At 44.6% G+C, this 17,148-nt stretch carries 12 protein-coding genes; 10 read left to right on the top strand and 2 right to left on the bottom strand.

What is annotated here, in order from left to right:
• The first annotated feature begins 45 nt into the window (after positions 1-45).
• The 7 genes from HP570_RS07055 (at position 46) to HP570_RS07025 (ending at position 11,788) form a co-directional block, all read left to right on the top strand.
• Positions 46-5,460 (top strand): RHS repeat-associated core domain-containing protein, encoded by a 5,415-nt coding sequence (locus HP570_RS07055; RefSeq protein ID WP_173625279.1) that lies wholly within the window; start codon positions 46-48, stop codon positions 5,458-5,460.
• Between the two features lie 13 nt (positions 5,461-5,473).
• Positions 5,474-5,887: a barstar family protein gene (locus HP570_RS07050; protein WP_173625278.1), complete on the top strand. Its 414-nt coding sequence runs from the start codon at positions 5,474-5,476 to the stop codon at positions 5,885-5,887.
• Positions 5,888-6,867: 980 nt separating this feature from the next.
• Complete coding sequence (locus tag HP570_RS07045; RefSeq protein ID WP_173625277.1) at positions 6,868-7,815, top strand: restriction endonuclease; 948 nt, start codon at positions 6,868-6,870, stop codon at positions 7,813-7,815.
• Positions 7,816-8,733: 918 nt separating this feature from the next.
• On the top strand, positions 8,734-9,267 hold the full coding sequence (locus tag HP570_RS07040) for a TlpA family protein disulfide reductase (RefSeq protein WP_173625276.1): 534 nt from the start codon (positions 8,734-8,736) through the stop codon (positions 9,265-9,267).
• A complete protein-coding gene (locus HP570_RS07035; protein WP_173625275.1) occupies positions 9,264-11,048 on the top strand; it encodes an ABC transporter ATP-binding protein in 1,785 nt (594 codons plus the stop codon). The genes HP570_RS07040 and HP570_RS07035 overlap by 4 nt, the downstream gene beginning before the upstream one ends.
• 15 nt (positions 11,049-11,063) lie before the next feature.
• A complete protein-coding gene (locus tag HP570_RS07030; protein ID WP_173625274.1) occupies positions 11,064-11,624 on the top strand; it encodes a MauE/DoxX family redox-associated membrane protein in 561 nt (186 codons plus the stop codon).
• Positions 11,625-11,626: 2 nt separating this feature from the next.
• Positions 11,627-11,788 (top strand): hypothetical protein, encoded by a 162-nt coding sequence (locus HP570_RS07025; protein WP_173604971.1) that lies wholly within the window; start codon positions 11,627-11,629, stop codon positions 11,786-11,788.
• 270 nt (positions 11,789-12,058) lie between these two features.
• On the opposite strand, the gene HP570_RS07020 is transcribed toward HP570_RS07025, so the two are convergent.
• Positions 12,059-12,505, bottom strand: a complete 447-nt coding sequence (locus HP570_RS07020) for an acetyltransferase (protein WP_173625698.1) — start codon at positions 12,503-12,505, stop codon at positions 12,059-12,061.
• Positions 12,506-12,792: 287 nt separating this feature from the next.
• On the opposite strand from HP570_RS07020, the gene HP570_RS07015 reads away from it, so the two are divergent.
• Positions 12,793-13,899, top strand: a complete 1,107-nt coding sequence (locus HP570_RS07015; RefSeq protein ID WP_041749336.1) for a peptidylprolyl isomerase — start codon at positions 12,793-12,795, stop codon at positions 13,897-13,899.
• 78 nt (positions 13,900-13,977) lie between these two features.
• On the opposite strand, the gene HP570_RS07010 is transcribed toward HP570_RS07015, so the two are convergent.
• A complete protein-coding gene (locus HP570_RS07010; protein ID WP_173625273.1) occupies positions 13,978-15,009 on the bottom strand; it encodes a superoxide dismutase in 1,032 nt (343 codons plus the stop codon).
• A 170-nt stretch (positions 15,010-15,179) separates the two neighbouring features.
• On the opposite strand from HP570_RS07010, the gene racE reads away from it, so the two are divergent.
• Together racE and HP570_RS07000 are read left to right on the top strand one after the other, a co-directional pair.
• The gene (gene racE, locus HP570_RS07005) at positions 15,180-15,992 is read left to right on the top strand and encodes a glutamate racemase (protein WP_173625272.1); all 813 of its coding nucleotides are present in this window, start codon (positions 15,180-15,182) and stop codon (positions 15,990-15,992) included.
• Between the two features lie 96 nt (positions 15,993-16,088).
• A complete protein-coding gene (locus HP570_RS07000; RefSeq protein WP_173625271.1) occupies positions 16,089-17,141 on the top strand; it encodes a GerMN domain-containing protein in 1,053 nt (350 codons plus the stop codon).
• The last annotated feature ends 7 nt before the right edge of the window (positions 17,142-17,148 follow it).

Raw genomic sequence — 17,148 nt, 5'->3', positions numbered from 1 at the left:
CCCCCTTCGCATCGTGGGGGGACGAATATCTCTAACGGAGGCATTATGAAACATTTTTCCATAAAATCACTCATGATCGTTGTGCTTTGCCTTGCATTATGCACGACGATGCTGCCGCTTGGAACGACGTTCGCAAATGAATCCACACCCGACTCCATCTCTCCAGTTACGTCAGGTGAGAAAGCAGCAACTCCTGACACGACAATCGAAGAGATTCAACAAGCCATGGGCGAGTCAATCACCAATGGCAAAGGAGAAGCAAAAAATCCGACCGAGTACACGGAAACGGATATTTCTTCGCTTACATGGACGCAGCTAAAGACAGACACTGTTATTGACATTCATCGCAGTTTTGACAGAGCATTGTTAAAATTCGCAGCCTATTTCTATTCCGAACTGCTGCAATTACTAACACCAGAAGAACAAGAAGAAGTCAAACGCCTTTCCTCTGAGCAGATTATCACCCAATTCGAGAATTTGAGTCAGGAAAGCAAAGACCTGTTGCAGCGGTTAACCCCTCTCGTTTTATCTAAAATCAATGAAATCAAGCAACTGGAAGAACAGATGGAGGTCCAATCCACTTCGCTTCCTCCGGTAAAATACACCGAACAGGATCAGGAGTTTCGCTTTGCTCGTTCAAAAACAGAGCAATCCGTCGACAATCTATATCGCGCTGCAAACCTCGTCGAGCAAGATCTCTACTTGCCAGGAAAGAATGGACTGGATCTGGATATAAAGCGTAGATACCACTCCATGAGCAGTAAAATCAGTGTGCCAACCTGGGATGATGATCTAGACAAGAATGAAGCCCTACATGACACTGACAAATTTGCAACCGGCTGGGATTTTAATATGCCGAGATTGGATATCGTCAGTCGGGAGCAGGCCGTAACGGTAAGGGACGATGCCTATGATCCAAGTCTACAAATTTACTCTACCAAGGTAGATAAGGATCCATCGAGTAATCGGTATTACATTACCTTAGAAGACGGTACATCTTTAGAATACCGGTTCAACAAGTTTGTGAATTATCCGTATCAAGACATCCGCTTCACGATTGACGAAGTGAATCGGAAGTACACGCTGCATTACCGTAATCTGAAGTATGAATTTGATATGACTCGAGGAATGGTCGTCAAATCCAATATTTACGGGGATACGATCAAGTACAATCTGAGTAGCGACGGAGAGAAGGGCAGCATCGAAGATAGTGTCGGTCGCTATGTGGTATTGAACCGAAAGCAAAACGACACCACGCAAGACTTGATCGTCTACAAAGACAAGACCGAGACCACGGTGCTCAAGCACATTCGCTACCATTTTGAACGAAAGTTCGCATTGAGCGCTTATCATCAGCTTGTTCGAGTAGAAGTCTTGCCGACAGCAGGAAGCGGAAGCAGCGCATATACAGTGGCGCATTATGCCTATCATGATCCCAAAACAAAGGGCATAGCCTATTTCAATTTAAACAAAAAATATACGCTGGATAAGCTCCCAGCCGATCAAAGCCTTCAAGATTCATCTAAGTATTGGGAGTCGGATACAAAGAAGCGTAAGGAAATCGATTACTTGCTCATGCAAGAGGTTTCCTATCCGTTGCAAGGATTAAAAATCAACTACGACTATCGTCCCTATCAACTAGGTCAGACTACCTTCAATGACGGACTCGTACGGATTTTTCAAGACAAGCATGCACTAAGCTATGTAGCTTATCATCCAGTCAATAAAGTATCGTACAGCTACACGCAGAAAACACCGAGTGGTACAAATACCTATAAGCTCGAAAAGAACTATGCCAATAACGACAACCTCCGCGAAATATGGAAGGTACCAAAGGAACAACTGCCTCGATTGAAGAATTTTGCGGAACGCCATGGGGATACCATCCAGGTCACCGAATCTGAGGCTTCTCGTTACACGAAGAATTCCATTTACAAGGTCAATCAGGACGGAAATACGTTGCTGCGAAGCGAAAAGACAACAGGCGTGAGCAAAGGCGGAACAAATGTATCTGGCGCGAAGTATCGAGTCGAGTACAATCCAACTACGTACACAACCTATGCCTATTCAGGCCGGAACACAAAGCCGACGTATCAATACGTTTTCCTGGAACCGACATCGGCAGTTAGCGATCTGGATGTTTACAATTCCTACTTGAAAGACCCGAACCTTTCCAATCGCTCACGGTATGCAGCCAAGATCAACAATTACGCACAAGAGACGTACCTGGAATACAACCATTATGGACAACTGATCAAGCAGATTGCGCCAAACGGGATTATGAGCACATGGACATATGATGAAGTGGCGCTGAATCCACGGGGCTTCCTTACCTTCTCTGTATTGAAGGCAGCCAGAACACAATCAACGACAGCTTCTGGTGATCCGTATTATTCGAATACCACCTATGAGTACAACGATCAATATTTGCTCCGGAAGGAAACAGAGATCAACTCGTTCCCTGTCAATTTAATCAATACGCCCAAAAGTCAATCGGTTGAACGGACATACGAGTACACAAACAAACAGCTCTATTCGATTACGGAAAACTTTGGCGCAGGAAAGACAAGGACCCAGACCTTTACTGCCTATGATCAATATGGCATTCAGCCAACACAAATCGCACTGGCAGGTGTTGAGTTGGAAAGCGGTAAATCGGATGTATTGAATTTTTCCTACGACATCGATGACAAAGGCCAAATCAAAAGCCAGACCTATCCGAACGGAAGCAAGGCTACGTATGAATACGATGAATTAGGAAGACCTCTATCAGAGACTTTTCAAAATCAAGGCGCAAAACGAACCATTACGTATGTCTATCGGGACGGCCAAGCTTCTGGATCGAGTACAGAGGGACCAGGCATCGTGGAGAAAATTGCACCAGATTCATCGAAGCTCATTACTTATTACACGCCATATGGAGATACCGCCTATCAAGAGCAGGTGGGCACGACAGGTGCGAAACGTCCATTGGTAGAAAACGAGTTCACGTCGGATGGGTTAGAGGTTAGCCGCACGGTTCCTTTTGGGAAGCAGGAGCAAAGCACCTCATACCTGTATGACTGGGATGGCTTTTTGTATCAAACGACGAATGCACTAGGAACCACCAAGCACCATCGAAATAATGCCTACTCGGATGGAACAAGATACTTACCTCGTTTGACGGAACAAACGCTCTCTCCAAATGGCTTTATCGCGACCACCTACCGCGATTTGTATGGAAAAGTGGAGAGCACAGAGGAGACGACCCAAAGTGGCAGTCACCATCGCGTGACGAACTACCAAACGGATCGATTCGGGAAAGTAACCAATAAAGAAATCTCTGACGGCAAGACTTCTCAAGCCTGGAGTATGCGCTTCGATCACAACGACAATCTGGTTTATTTGCAGGACCCGGAAAATAACGTAAATGTATACGGGTACGATGGGCTAGGCAATCTCACCAGTGTATTGGAGAATGGCACGACTACGGCAGAGTATACCTACAATAGTTTGTCGTGGAAGCTCTCGGAGAAGAATCCGGAGACAAAAGCGGAGACGTACACCTACGAAAAAAGCGGTCTTGTAAAGAGCTACAAGGACAAAAACGGCGTCACATTCAACTACGACTACACGCCTTTCAATGAGTTGAAGAAAGTTTCTTCCGGAGCTTCTTTCTATGAAGACCGGGTGTACGATCCACAGTCTGGTCTGCTTTTGAGCGAAAATAATCACACAGGAAACGCTATCAGCTATGGCTACGATGGATTCCATCGGAAGAATCGCCAAACGATGATGGGCAAGGACTACCAGCTTCTCTATTCTGATAACGACGATACGATAGATACACTCGTATACCCGGCAAGGGGGGCGGTATCTGGTTCAGCTCCATCTCTAAGTGTCGGATACACTTATGACAACGCAAACCGCTTAAATTCGGTGGTGATACCGGGAGTCGGAACAACCACGTACACGTACGATATCAGTAACTCAGGAGAAACCAATGCAGTATCGTATCCGGGACAACCGAAAGCGATGCAGCAGTCGGTTAGCTCATTTGGTGAAAAAACAGCCTTGAATCACGCAGACGGCTGGAATGAGACAAATGGCTACGATCTGTTTGGGAATATCACCAGTCAAAAGCGCTCCGGTACGAATTATGGATTGTTTGTGTATGACAAGCTTTCCCGGATCAAGGAAGAATCGGTCGAAGGAAACGTCAAGCAATACGCTTATGACAAGCGCGGCAACCGCCAAGTGTATGCAAACGCTCCGGTAGATATCCTGCGCTCCTATGAAATGAAGCACGATTTGTTTAATCGTTTGCAGGAGTACAAGGACGAGAAGGGGACAACGACGTACACGTATTATCCAGGTGGACTGCGGGCGACGAAGCAACAGACTGGCAGCGTGACGGATACGACCCACTACGTTTACCTGAATGGGCAAGTCATTGAAGAGCTCACGCAGGATGGTAGAGTAAAGGCAAGGAATGTGTTTGGTAACCAGTTGATTTGGCGAAAAGACTATGCGTCGAATCTTGAAGGCAATTACTACTACAACAGCCACGGTGATGTAGTTAAGATCAAAGACCCGAGTGGGAATGTCCTGAATACTTATGAGTATGACATTTGGGGCAATTTGATTGCGGATAAGGTCAAAGAAACGATTTCCAACCCGTTTATGTATGCGGGGGAGATGTATGACAAAGAGAGCGGGTTTTACTACCTGCGTGCCCGGTATTATGATCCGAAGATAGGGCGGTTTATCTCGGAGGATACGTATAAAGGGCAAGTGGATAATCCGTTGACGTTGAACAGGTATACGTATGTGCATAATAATCCGCAGAAATATGTTGATCCTAGTGGGCACCAAGTTGAAAGAGGAGTTGGAGGATTCGAGGGCTATTCATCACAAGTAGCAGAGTACGTGCATTGGGCAAATGTTGCTGCAAGGGAGGCTTATGCAAGAGGGATAGATCCAGAAGATGCAGTAAGACTGTATGTACCAACGCATTTACAGGAGGAAGTTCTTTCGACAGCTGTCGTAACATTTAATACTGCGGTTTGGGTGAATCATGGAGATGCTCCCGACTTGGGATTGGCAGCTTCTGCCACCGGTGCATTGGCGGCGGGGACGTTGAAAAATACGTCTAAGGGGACGGGACAAGTTGTAAAGAGCGGCAAGCTTGATTCTTTACCTCAGAATGCACAAGACATGTTTGGAAAATACGACGCTAATGGATGGAAAGGCAATGTCGCCGGTCAAACACAGGGAACAGCAGCAGGAAGTAAATATTTGAATAAAGATGGAAAGCTGCCTGGGACGGATAGTGGAGGAAATGCTGTTACCTATAAAGAGTTCGATGTTAACAACAAACTTCCAAATCAAGGAAGAGATGCCCAAAGGTTTGTACAAGGCAGTGATGGTTCAGTATATTATACAGACGATCATTATGTAACCTTTACTAAAGTGAAATAAGGGATGTGAAGAAATGGATGAGATTACAAATAATAAAGTCTTAGAAACAAATAGAGAAAAGATAGAATCTCTTAAAGTGGAACTGGCGACTACCGAAGGCTTTCATATCGTTGAAATGAGTGGAGCAAATATTCAATCTTGGAAAGATTATATTTCCGAGATACAAATGAAATTCAAGTTCCCAACGTCCTGCTTAGACAGCATGGATAGATACCTTGACTGGATAAGGGATTTAGATTGGTTGGACAAGGATGGATATGTGCTAATTATTTATGGCTATTCTGATTTTCTTAAGGATGATCCGAGACTTAAAAAAGAAATTATTACCGATTTCACTGACGTGATCTTGCCATTTTGGCAGGAGGAAGTAAAAGAAGTTGTTGTTGAAGGTAAGGCTAAATCTTTTATGGTTTATCTGGTTGAATAGAAATTAAGGAGAACTACAGCAATTTTGCCGAGAGATACTAGTCTAAACCTTGATTGGCTTAATGCCTTTCAGGGTTTCTTTTTTTGAGGGGGTGGGTGACGAATGAACCCATCATTCACCTAGTAACACATATAACCCATGCAATACCCGTATAAAGATTTCTCCATTTCGGTTGTACGCACATCAATGCTTGAATTTTATACCCTAAATAACGCTATTCCGTTACGTTTAATAGGTCGATTATGGTCAGATACCACCATGATTGACCTGTTTTTTTGTTATCTTCGTCTTCTCACAGGTTATTGAAAATAATCGCAACTTTACGAATAGATACCCCGATGATTATAGTGTCGAGAGCATCGCAACTTAATTGTAGGATATTCCGACCACTATATTGTCAGGACATATCTGATGATTATCATCAACGGGAAGGTCATGTGTTAAAGGCTAGCCACCTGCCCTCTAATTAAGCCCGAAATTCATGAAAAAATTCGGGAGGGGGCGGCACATGAAAGGGGTCACTGTATCTATTGAGCGTATTGTCATCGACTTTACAGACGTATACTAGGACTTCTTCAACGAGTTCCATAAACGGATCTGTCACTATTACGGGGTCAGGATGACGGTGGGGGAACGAGGATTTCAATACCGCATCAAAATCAATACAGGAGAACACTTCCTGCATATCTCCTACAAGTTGGTTTTTGCTCCGAAAACCCGTAAGAATACGCTGAGGATTGAAATCTATCCGAAGTCGCTTGTTTACTTCCGTCATTGGCTCGAACAAATTCGAGAATACGCCGATCAGATATTGTTCGTGCGGTGTGACGTAGCTTTCGACGCATTTCTAAAGAAGAAGACTATTAAAAATTACAGTCCTCTTTAATGATTGCACTTATTTGTAAAAACATCTTATTTTTAGCTTAAATGTGTTTATTTGAATTAAAATAATACATAACATTACTATAAGGATGGTTTTTATGGAACTAAACCAACATTTATATTCAGACAACTATCAATCCTTTGACGAATGGTTTCAACTTATTGTTAATGGAGAAGATGTTTACCCTCAGATTAGGATTCCTTATGACGAATGGTTGCAAGAATATCTTGCAAAAGTCAAAAGCAAAAGCATTAAAGAGGTCAAAACCTTATTACGACATCTGCTTTTTCCTATCAACAGAATGCTAGACATTACCGAATATCAAATGTACGAGAGATTATTACTAGAAAAAAAACTAGATAGTGAGTTAATGAAACTTAGAGATGGTATGGATTCTAATGAAAAATATAAAAGAATTGAAGAAGGTTATAATGCTTGGGACGGTTTAACTTGGGTGTTAGAATTATTGCCATACTCTCCGTACCAAGCGGTAATCGCATTAGAAGGATATTCATACTCAAAAATGGGTTTACCAGATGATAGAATTATTGGAATTGATCAATGCGTAAAAATTATTTATGAAAAGTTTATATATGTCGATAAATCCAAACAAAAATTATTAAAGCTAAAGCCTGTTGAATTTGAAAGGTTAATTGAGAGATTATATTCATCAATGGGATACAAAACACATTTAACTCCAGCTACACGTGATGGAGGGAAAGATATTATCGCTTCAATTGTTAGACCTGACGGAGAAGAAAGAGTTTACATTGAATGTAAGCTATACAATACATCAGAACTCAATACTACCCATGTTAAGTCTTTTGCATATACAGTTACTAACGACAAGATTAATAGGGGAGTAATTTTCTGTACGGGTTATGCCAATGGTTCTTTAAGCAATATTGATGAAAGGATAACTATTATGAATTTCGAAAACATCATAGTTTTATTAAATTCCCATTTAGGAAGTGATTGGGATGAAAGGTTAGAAAAAATTATAAAATCAAGTTATCTTTTTGAAGCAATTGGACAAGAGGATTAATTCATTGCGATTTTTTGCATTCCTTATGGATAAAAGGCAAGCCGCCATTCCCTTATTATTATGATAAGAATAGGTGACAAAGCGCCTCATCTACCGAGCAATCGTGGATAAGTATTTAAATGGTAAAAATTGGGGGCAATTTGGTTGATAGAGAATAAAATATCAACTCCGTACAATATTAAACCCGATCGAAAAAAACAAATCGTTATCGCTATAGACAAAATAAATTCTTCTAGCGCTCCCCAAAAAGGAATGATTCGTAGTGAGGAGAAGCAGGGAAAGAGCGACTTTCTAGGAATTTAAGAATCTATGTCTTGAGTATTTGAATATCCAGATGAAAAAAGATTTCGTACTGACACATCATTTGGAGGAGCGGAGTATTACTGGATTTTGGAACTATTTTAATAACTACCAAAAAGAATATCGTGGAATTTCATAAAGATTTTCCTGATTACAATGCTAACCATGTTGAGCTGTCCGTTGATACTGTCTCCCTCCGAATCACCAATTGGCCAGATGATGGTTATAATCATGTAATCGTTGCCGTTTGAATGCATTACAAAGATCAATATGCCGGAATGTATAAGATGATCTTTAACTTATCCGGTGACGTAGAGGATGATCACTTATCGCTCTTTTAGGGACTGAGATTAAGAAGATATAATTTTTCAACCGCATGTGAGTTTATAACTCCATGTGGTTTTTTATATATGTACCTCACCCTTTGCAATCGAAGCAAGCGGTTAACCCCAAGTCCCCCTCCTTCAAGAGCCAGTTGCAACCACCAATTTTTTTCTACCAATAAACATATTTGAACCATAAAACAATGACAAAATTTGAATATTATGGTATTTTCTCTGTAAAAATACGTCACGCCTCGCGTATAATCTCGAGTCGCACGAAAGGAGATCGATAGATTTGCTCATAGCCATAAACCTGATCTTTCTACTTATCTTTGCCTTCATACTGGCAAAACTTCTTACCCTACTAAAACAAACACAAGATCAGGTCCATCACTTCCACCCATTCATCCCAGAAACCGGACCAGCAATCGGCACCAAACTACAATCGCTACCTTTCCGCACACTAAACGGTCTAGAGCAACAACTAAATCACCTGCCCCGTCCACTCATCGTAAACTTTACCCATACAGGCTGCGGGCACTGTGCCAATCATGTGCACGAACTATTATCCGAGGGAAGGGTACTCACAGATGCATCCGTAATCATCTCGACAGAATCCGAATACATTTCCACTTCCCAATGGCTACAAGAAAACAACATATCCGGCATACCAGTATTGATCGGCAACGAACCCATGCTGGAAGCATACCAGATCAACCATTTCCCCAGTGTTTTTGTGATCGATGAGCAGGACGTCATTCGTGCCAAGCCGATAACCGCCGTGGAATCCAAAAAGAAGCTCCTGGCGCTAGCAGGTGAACCAGCATGATTCGCTCCTATTTTGCAAAAACCGTTCGATTAATTTGGACACATGGCAAGCTATGGCTCATTTGTTCTATTGCTCTCAGAATCATCCTGGCATTTTCCCCGTTAGCTACGATCTGGATTATGAAAGAAATGGTGAACGAGGTTACAGCCATTGCGCTGGACCACACGGATGATTACCAGCCATTGCTTTGGCTGCTTGCTGGATTGTTTTCCGTGACGTTGGTGACGAATGCGTTGGAAACGGTCTTGCGTGTTCTCAATGCCCATACGGAGCAACGACTGGAATATCATTTGGAGCATATGGTAGCAAAGAAAGCAGCATCTGTTCCGCTCTCCTATTTCGATGATCCGGAATTTTACAATCATCATCACCGCATTCGGGCAGAAGCAATGGGGGAACGCTTCCTGGACCCTCTGGAAAGGGTATTGGATCTCGGGAAAAATCTGATTACTCTGATTTCATTTGCGGTATTTTTGTTTAGCATTCACTGGGGATTAGCTGTGATGAGCTTGCTGGCCGTGATCCCGCTGTTAATTGTCCAAATCAAATTTGGTATGTCGGAATACTATCTTGCAAGGCTACAGACGCCAGAGATTCGCGAAGCCTCCTACATTAGCTCGATCCTGAATGAGCGCGACAGCTCCAAAGAGGTCCGACTGTTTCAGCTCAAGGACTTTTTGCTAGGCAGATGGTCTCGCCTGTATTTGAAAAATATGAAAGAGGTACTTCGTCTGCTCCACCGCAGAGAAAAAGCACTGATTCTCTCCGGGATCTTTACCTCCTCGATGTATATTGGCTGCTTGGGATTGGTCGTATCTTTGCTTCGTGCAAGTGCCCTGATGGTAGGGGATTTTGTAGCGATTGCACAAGCGGTACAGAATACGCAGCAGCTACTTTCGCAAATGACCTTTAACCTCGCACATATCGTCAACAGATGCTTGTACATCGCTGATCTGTTTGACTTTCTGGAATACGAGGATAAAACGATTCCGCAGCTCACTGGCAAAGCTGAGTTTCCCGCCAAGCTGCAATCTGGTATTACGTTTGATCGGGTTTCGTTTTGCTATCCCAAAATGGAGCGCAATGTGATCGATGAAGTTTCCTTTACGATCAAGCGGGGGGAGCGTATTGCGATTGTCGGCGATAATGGCTCTGGAAAAACGACGCTCGTCAAATGTCTGATGGGGCTTTATCCGATCCATTCGGGAAATATTCTGTTCGACAATCAGTCGATTCGTGAGCTCGATATTTCCGACCTGCAACGAAATATCACGGTCATTTTCCAAGACTTCATACGGTACAACTTCACTGCTGGAGAGAACATCACCATTGGGAGAGTGACGCAGGAAGTCAATCCCGCCCAGATGAGGCAGGTAGCGGTTGAAACCGGTGCAGATACCTTTATTCGTCGGCTCCCCAGTGGTTACGATACGATTTTGGGGCGGACGCTACAGGATGGCGAAGACTTGTCAGGTGGACAGTGGCAGAAGATCGCGTTGGCGCGGGCTTTATACAGAAGAGGTGAGATTTTTATTCTGGACGAGCCTACGGCGGCACTTGATCCGCAGGCAGAGCTGGAAGTATTTCAGCAGTTTGATGCCCTCACCCAGAATAAGACGGCGATTTTTATTTCCCATCGGATGGCTGCGGCACGAATGGCGGATCGGATTTTTGTCATGAAGCAAGGCCAGCTGATCGAAGTCGGGCATCATGATGAGCTCATGGATGCAAACGGAGAATATTCGCGCATGTACCGCATGCAGGCGAAATGGTTTGCGTAACAAAGGAGGGGTGTTATGGAGGAGCTTGGGCTGCTGTTTCGGCTGATTCTCGCGTTTTTATTTCTCAGTACGTTTATTTCAAAAATAAGGGATATGGGCACGCATTTGTCCATTGTGCGAGCCTATCAGATCATACCCTACTCGTGGTCAAAAAGCTTTACGTATCTGGATCTGGGGTTGCAAGTCACTGTAGCGGTATCCTTGCTAATCGGTCTTTTTACAACGCTGGGACTGTTCTTGGCGATTTTGTTGCTAGGGGCGTACACACTTGCGATCAGTATCAATCTAGCAAAAGGGAGAAAGAAGATTTCATGCGGATGCGGCGGAATGGCGGGAAACCATTTTTTATCGTGGAAGCTTGTATTGCGTAACCTCGTATTCATCAGTTTGGCAGTCTGTGTGGGGCAATGGAGCGGGGGCTGGGCGAGTGTTGACCATTATTTAATGTCCGGTAGTTTCGAAATCACCAACGGAGTTATGGCTATCTTCTTTTCGAGTGTATGCATCTCACTGCTCATGGCGATTAGCGGAGAAATCAGTACGTTCAAACATATTTTGCGAAAAAGGCAGGGATGAACATGTCTACAGGCTGGATGATTGGGTTCGGGGTATTATGGGTGACGGTCATCGCAATTTTGGTCGTCTTGTTTCAAGTATTAAAGGTGGTCGGGACGTTCATTAATAAAATGGAAGCAGCAGAAGAGTACAGTAGAAGAAGCGACAAACATATGAATTCCTGAAATTTCAGAAAACGCTTTCAATTTTCATATAATCATTGTATTATATACCTGTAAATACAATTTATACCAAAGGAGCGATCAGAATGTTCAAGAAATTACTCCAAAAGCTCGGAGCAAGTGGATTTGCAGGATGCCAAAAAGGATGCATAAAAAATGGCCCATTGTGTGAATGCCCTTGGTAGTTTTTCAGACACATAAGTAGAGCAAGACTGTCTCGCTAGTAGAGAATTCTACTACACGAGGCAGTCTTGTTTTTTGCTAAACCGAAAATTAACGTTGTAAAACTAAATGAAGCAAAGGAAACGGCCTTCCGGAACCATCCAGTTCAGATCGTCCTGTTTGCACAAATCCATACCGTTTGTAGAAAGCGTGGGCCCCCTCGTTTTGCTCGTTGACATCTACTTTCAAATGCGGGCCATACTTACGCTCTGCATGTTCGAGTAATCTGCTCCCAATCCCTTTCCCGTGATATTCTGGATCAACGAACAGCATTTCAATTTTCGTTCCATCAAGCCCAATGAAGCCTACAGGCTCTTTCTTTTCGTTTATTTCCATCCATACCTCAACAGCAGATAGTGCTTCATTTTTTACCATGTTTTTATAAAACGCAATATCTTCTTTTGTCAAAAAATGGTGCGTACAGCAAACAGCACGATACCAAATATCTACCAATTGATCACGATAGCTGGCTTCATAAACAACAGTTTTGGTATTCATCATGAACCCCCCTGATATAAACTAACAAACAAAAAAGAGCGCTCTTGAGAGCCTATTATATAGAGTCGCCAGGAACTTTCCTATCTTGTTCACAGCTTTTCTATCCTCCCAGAATAATCTGACAACTAAAAAGGGGGAAGGGTGCAAAAAGATGCGAGATGTTTCATGGAAAAAACGGGATTTTCTCGCTATATTTAGCAGAATTTTAAAATATTTCAGACATCAATTCACGGATTGAGCTATACTGTCTTTATGGAACAATCTTCTAATTAGTGGGGGCGGAAAGAATGAAAAAACTCGTTTCTTTGGCAGTCGTTGCAAGTATTGCGATCCCGTTACTAAGTCCAACTTTTGTCCAACAAGCAGCTGCAAACGCTATTCATGACTATCGGAATGAAGTTCAGGTCAACCAGTTCCGCCCACATGGGGGAGATAAGCAGGAAGTGAATGATTTCATCGCGTCCTTGGTGAAGCAACGATCCAATCCTGCTGAAGTAGCAAAGCTGGTAGCAGATGACTCCTTGACGAATTTTGCGATGAAAACCTATATGGAAGGATTGGCGCAATACAAAAACATTCAGGTGATCGAAGCAAAGGTAGACAAGCTGTACACCGTCACGAAAGAGGACGCCTTCAATAATTATCGCGCGATTGTAAAATTCAAATACGTCGGGTATACCGCAGATAACAAGGCCATTGAAAAAACGGATTATCTCGGCTTGGCAAGACTCGGGACAGACCCGGTAAACTGGAAGGCGTGGGGCGTCATTTGGCAGGACTCTGGCATCGATGTGTCAGATGTGAAGCTGATTCAGTTAGAGAAGCCGCGCAAAGGCGAAGAAGTATGCGTGATCACGACAGATGCGGGTGTGATCAAGCTGAGACTGTTCCCGAACAAAGCTCCAAAAGCGGTGGAAAACTTTAAAACACTCGCGAAAAAAGGGCAATACAACAATATGATATTTCACCGTGTAATCAACGACTTCATGATTCAGGCGGGAGATTTGAAAGGGCCCGATGGCAAGGAGCTGCCGAGTATTTACGGCGAGTCGTTTGAGGACGAGTTTAGCCGGGATCTGTTCAATTTCAGAGGAGCACTCAGCATGGGGAACGCTGGACCTAATACCAATAGCACGCATTTCTACATTGTACAAAGCCCGAAGGTAGATCAGGAGTACCTCGATTTGTCGGCGCTGCCGCTGAATGCAGAAGCGAAGTATAAAGAAATTGGCGGACGAGCTTACCTCGACAATCGTCACACTGTTTTTGGTCATGTATTTGCCGGGATGGAGGTCGTAGACAAGATCGCAGCCCAGAAAACAGATGAGAATGCAAAGCCCATCCAAAATCCGATCAAGGTACAAAAGATCGAATTTGTCCCGTATAGCGAATAAGTTTTGCCAACAAAAACCCCCTCTCATTCCTGAAATTTGGGATGAGGAGGGGGTTTGTCAATGAAGGGGAGAGACAAGTCAATACGGCTCCCAGCGCAGTTTTCGTGCTTTTTCGAATCGCTCTTCCACATAGGTCCAGTTGACGATATTCCACCAGTTCTCTACATACTTGTCTCGCTGGTTTTGATACGCCAGGAAATAGGCATGCTCCCATACGTCCAGAGCCAGTAACGGAATCACATCCCATTGTGACAGGTTCTGGTGCTTTTCGGCTGTAAGAATCTCCAGATGATGTGCGCGCGGGGCCCAAACGAGGATCGCCCACCCCGGACCTTCTACCTTTTCTGCCGCCTGACTAAATTGTCTTTGAAAGGCGTCATAGGAACCGAAATACCGATTGATTGCCGCTGCGAGATCACCAGAGGGAGTGCCACCCCCATTTGGACTCATGGATGACCAAAAGATCGTATGCAAGTAATGACCGGCCCCATTAAAGGCTAGCTCGCGTTCCCAATGGCGTATGAGATCGAAGTTGCCACTTTCTCGCGCATCCGATAGCTTCCTCTCTGCTGCATTGAGATCGTCTACATATTTTTGGTGCAGTTTGTTGTGATGGATTTGCATAGTAGCTTCATCGATGTACGGCTCTAAAGCATTGTACGCATAAGGGAGCGGGGGGAGGGTATGCCGACCGACAGCCACGGGGCGTGCCGCACGGACTGGCTCACGTGCACCGGGATAGGAAACGGGTTCTGGTACAACAGGCACTTGTACTTCTTCTGCCACCGCTGGCTGTGCATTTATTGATTCCGCAACAGGTTCCTTCGCTTCTTCTTCCAGTTGGTCATCCTCACTCAACTGTGCCAGTCGTAAAAAGTGATGGAATTGCTCCTGCACTTGTTCTGCGCGAGTGATGAGAGTAGGGAGTTCGTCGCTGTCTTTTGTTGAATCAAGCTTGGATGCTTGCCTTCCGATCCGTGTAAATGTTTCTTCGAATTTGTGCAGATGCCGTTCGAGTTCTCGGTTGAGGGTCTTATGTTTTCGCAAATGTTCGATCCATTGTCGCCCCCATTGGCTCCAGTCCAGCAAATTCTTGGCTTCTTCTACCAAAAGATTCTCCTCCTCGTGGGCACATCATCACTCCTCACATTATGAAAGGCGCCTAGAGAAGGTGCGACATTTGCGGAGTACAAGAAATTTCATCTACGCATATGGTAGTAGCACAAATGTTTGAGTGGTATGCTGTACTATATTCATTTCAACAGGGGAGACACATTAGTATGAGTAGAGAACGAGCGATTGCCGTTATTGATTCAGGAGTGGGAGGATTAACTGTTGCGAAGGAAGTCATGCGTCAGCTACCCGAAGAACGGATTGTTTATGTAGGCGATAATGCCCGTTGTCCGTATGGCTCCAAATCGCCGGAAGAGATTCGTACCTACAGCTTTCAAATGATCGACTATGTGATGCGCACACCGTTAAAGGCATTGGTGATCGCCTGTAATACTGCGACTGCCGTCGTGCTGGAGGAAGCGATAGGGGATTTGCCGCTACCCGTCATCGGGGTGATTGAGCCAGGGGCGCGTGCGGCTGTTCAAGTAACGAAAAACGGAAGGATCGGTGTCATCGGGACGGAAACGACCATTCGTACCAAGGCGTATGAACGTGCGCTTTTGCGGATTCAGCCTGATCTGTACGTCGCAGGAATGGCTTGTCCCGCATTTGTGCCACTTGTGGAGAGCCACATGGCAAATACGGAGGAAGCAAGAAGAGTTGTAAAAGAAACGCTCGCCCCGTTCTTGCACGAAGATTTGGACACGTTAATTTTGGGTTGTACACACTATCCGTTGCTAGCACCAATTATTTCGGAAGTGATGGGAGACCGAGTACGCCTGATTAACTCCGCAGAAGAAACAGCGCGAGAATTGTCCCTACAAATCGCGACGGACGCCGAACGCAAGCAATTAGAGCGCCCGGAGCATCTGTTTGTGACGAGTGGGGATGCTAACAAATTCCGGACCATTGCAGAAGAATGGTTAGATTGCAAAGTGAACGTCCAGCACAACTCACTGGAAAAAACTGTCCAGCCCTGATAGAAGACCTTGTCTGGCGAGACAAACTTTCAACGCATAAACCCAAGCCTAGCTCGTATACATGGTAGTACAAAGTGTGTGGAGGAGGCTGGGGAAATGAAGATAAGGCACATCGGGAAAATGACGGCCGTGCTGGGAGTTAGCGCAGTGCTTTTGTCGGGCTGCGGTCTCTTTGGCCCGGAAAAGGAAACGATTAGTATTGATGCACCACCACAGTCAGAGGTATCTGTGGATTTGCCCAACGGCACGCCGTCCCCGGATGCTGCAAAAGAAGGTGCACAACCGGTCGTTCAGGAGACTGGGGAGAGAATGGTGTATTTGCAGGATGCTAACGGATATATCGTTCCTGTCTCGATGACTCTTCCGAAATCAGACGGTCCTGCCAAACAAGTATTGAGCTACATGGTAAAAGGTGGACCGGTTGAGAGCATGCTCCAGGGTGGCTTCTCCGCTGTCTTGCCGAAAGGGACAGAAGTAAAAGGACTTGTCATTAAGAACGGCGTAGCCACTGTCGATTTTTCCAAAGACTTCAAAACGTACGAAGAGAAGGACGAGAAGAAAATTGTCGATGCAGTCACCCGGGCGTTGACGGAATTTAGCACCGTCAAGACTGTGCAAATTTGGGTGAACGGAACACCATTAACAGAAATGCCAGCAACCAAAACACCCATCACGCTATTAGACCGGAATCAAGGAGTCAATCTCGAACTGGGCGATGGGGCAGTGCCAGGAGATACCTCCAGCGTAACGGTTTATTTCCAAGGTCAGCTGGATGATACACGTACGTATTATGTCCCGGTCACTCGTCTGGTTCCTGAAACAACTGACATCGCCAAGGCAACGGTCGAAGAGTTGATCAAAGGACCGAAACAAGGATCCCAGCTCTTTAGTTCCTTGCTGCGTACGACACGTGTTCTGAATGTGAAGCAGGAAAAAGATTTGGTGACAGTCAACTTGAGCAGTGACATCCTCAAGTATGACGATGGCAAGGAAGCGAGCCCAGAAGCTCTGCAATCGCTCGTCTTGTCATTGACAGAGACGACAGGAGCCAAGCAAGTGCAGCTGCTGGTGGAAGGAAAACCGCTCGCTAGTGGCGCGTTTACCAAGCCAGTGAGCCGTCCGGTTCAACTCAATCCCATACAGATGTAAGGAACGA

This window comes from Brevibacillus sp. RS1.1, from assembly GCF_013284365.1.
GTDB lineage: Bacteria > Bacillota > Bacilli > Brevibacillales > Brevibacillaceae > Brevibacillus > Brevibacillus brevis_D.
The sequence above is the reverse complement of the archived record's forward strand: the minus strand, read 5'-3'. Positions and strand labels throughout refer to the sequence as shown.

Bases quoted from the DNA above. Each gene is read 5' to 3' on its own strand.
- HP570_RS07055 (WP_173625279.1), top strand. From the start codon at position 46: ATGAAACATTTTTCCATAAAATCACTCATGATCGTTGTGCTTTGCCTT.
- HP570_RS07050 (WP_173625278.1), top strand. From the start codon at position 5,474: ATGGATGAGATTACAAATAATAAAGTCTTAGAAACAAATAGAGAAAAG.
- HP570_RS07045 (WP_173625277.1), top strand. From the start codon at position 6,868: ATGGAACTAAACCAACATTTATATTCAGACAACTATCAATCCTTTGAC.
- HP570_RS07035 (WP_173625275.1), top strand. From the start codon at position 9,264: ATGATTCGCTCCTATTTTGCAAAAACCGTTCGATTAATTTGGACACAT.
- HP570_RS07030 (WP_173625274.1), top strand. From the start codon at position 11,064: ATGGAGGAGCTTGGGCTGCTGTTTCGGCTGATTCTCGCGTTTTTATTT.
- HP570_RS07025 (WP_173604971.1), top strand. From the start codon at position 11,627: ATGTCTACAGGCTGGATGATTGGGTTCGGGGTATTATGGGTGACGGTC.
- HP570_RS07020 (WP_173625698.1), bottom strand. From the start codon at position 12,505: ATGAATACCAAAACTGTTGTTTATGAAGCCAGCTATCGTGATCAATTG.
- HP570_RS07015 (WP_041749336.1), top strand. From the start codon at position 12,793: ATGAAAAAACTCGTTTCTTTGGCAGTCGTTGCAAGTATTGCGATCCCG.
- racE (WP_173625272.1), top strand. From the start codon at position 15,180: ATGAGTAGAGAACGAGCGATTGCCGTTATTGATTCAGGAGTGGGAGGA.
- HP570_RS07000 (WP_173625271.1), top strand. From the start codon at position 16,089: ATGAAGATAAGGCACATCGGGAAAATGACGGCCGTGCTGGGAGTTAGC.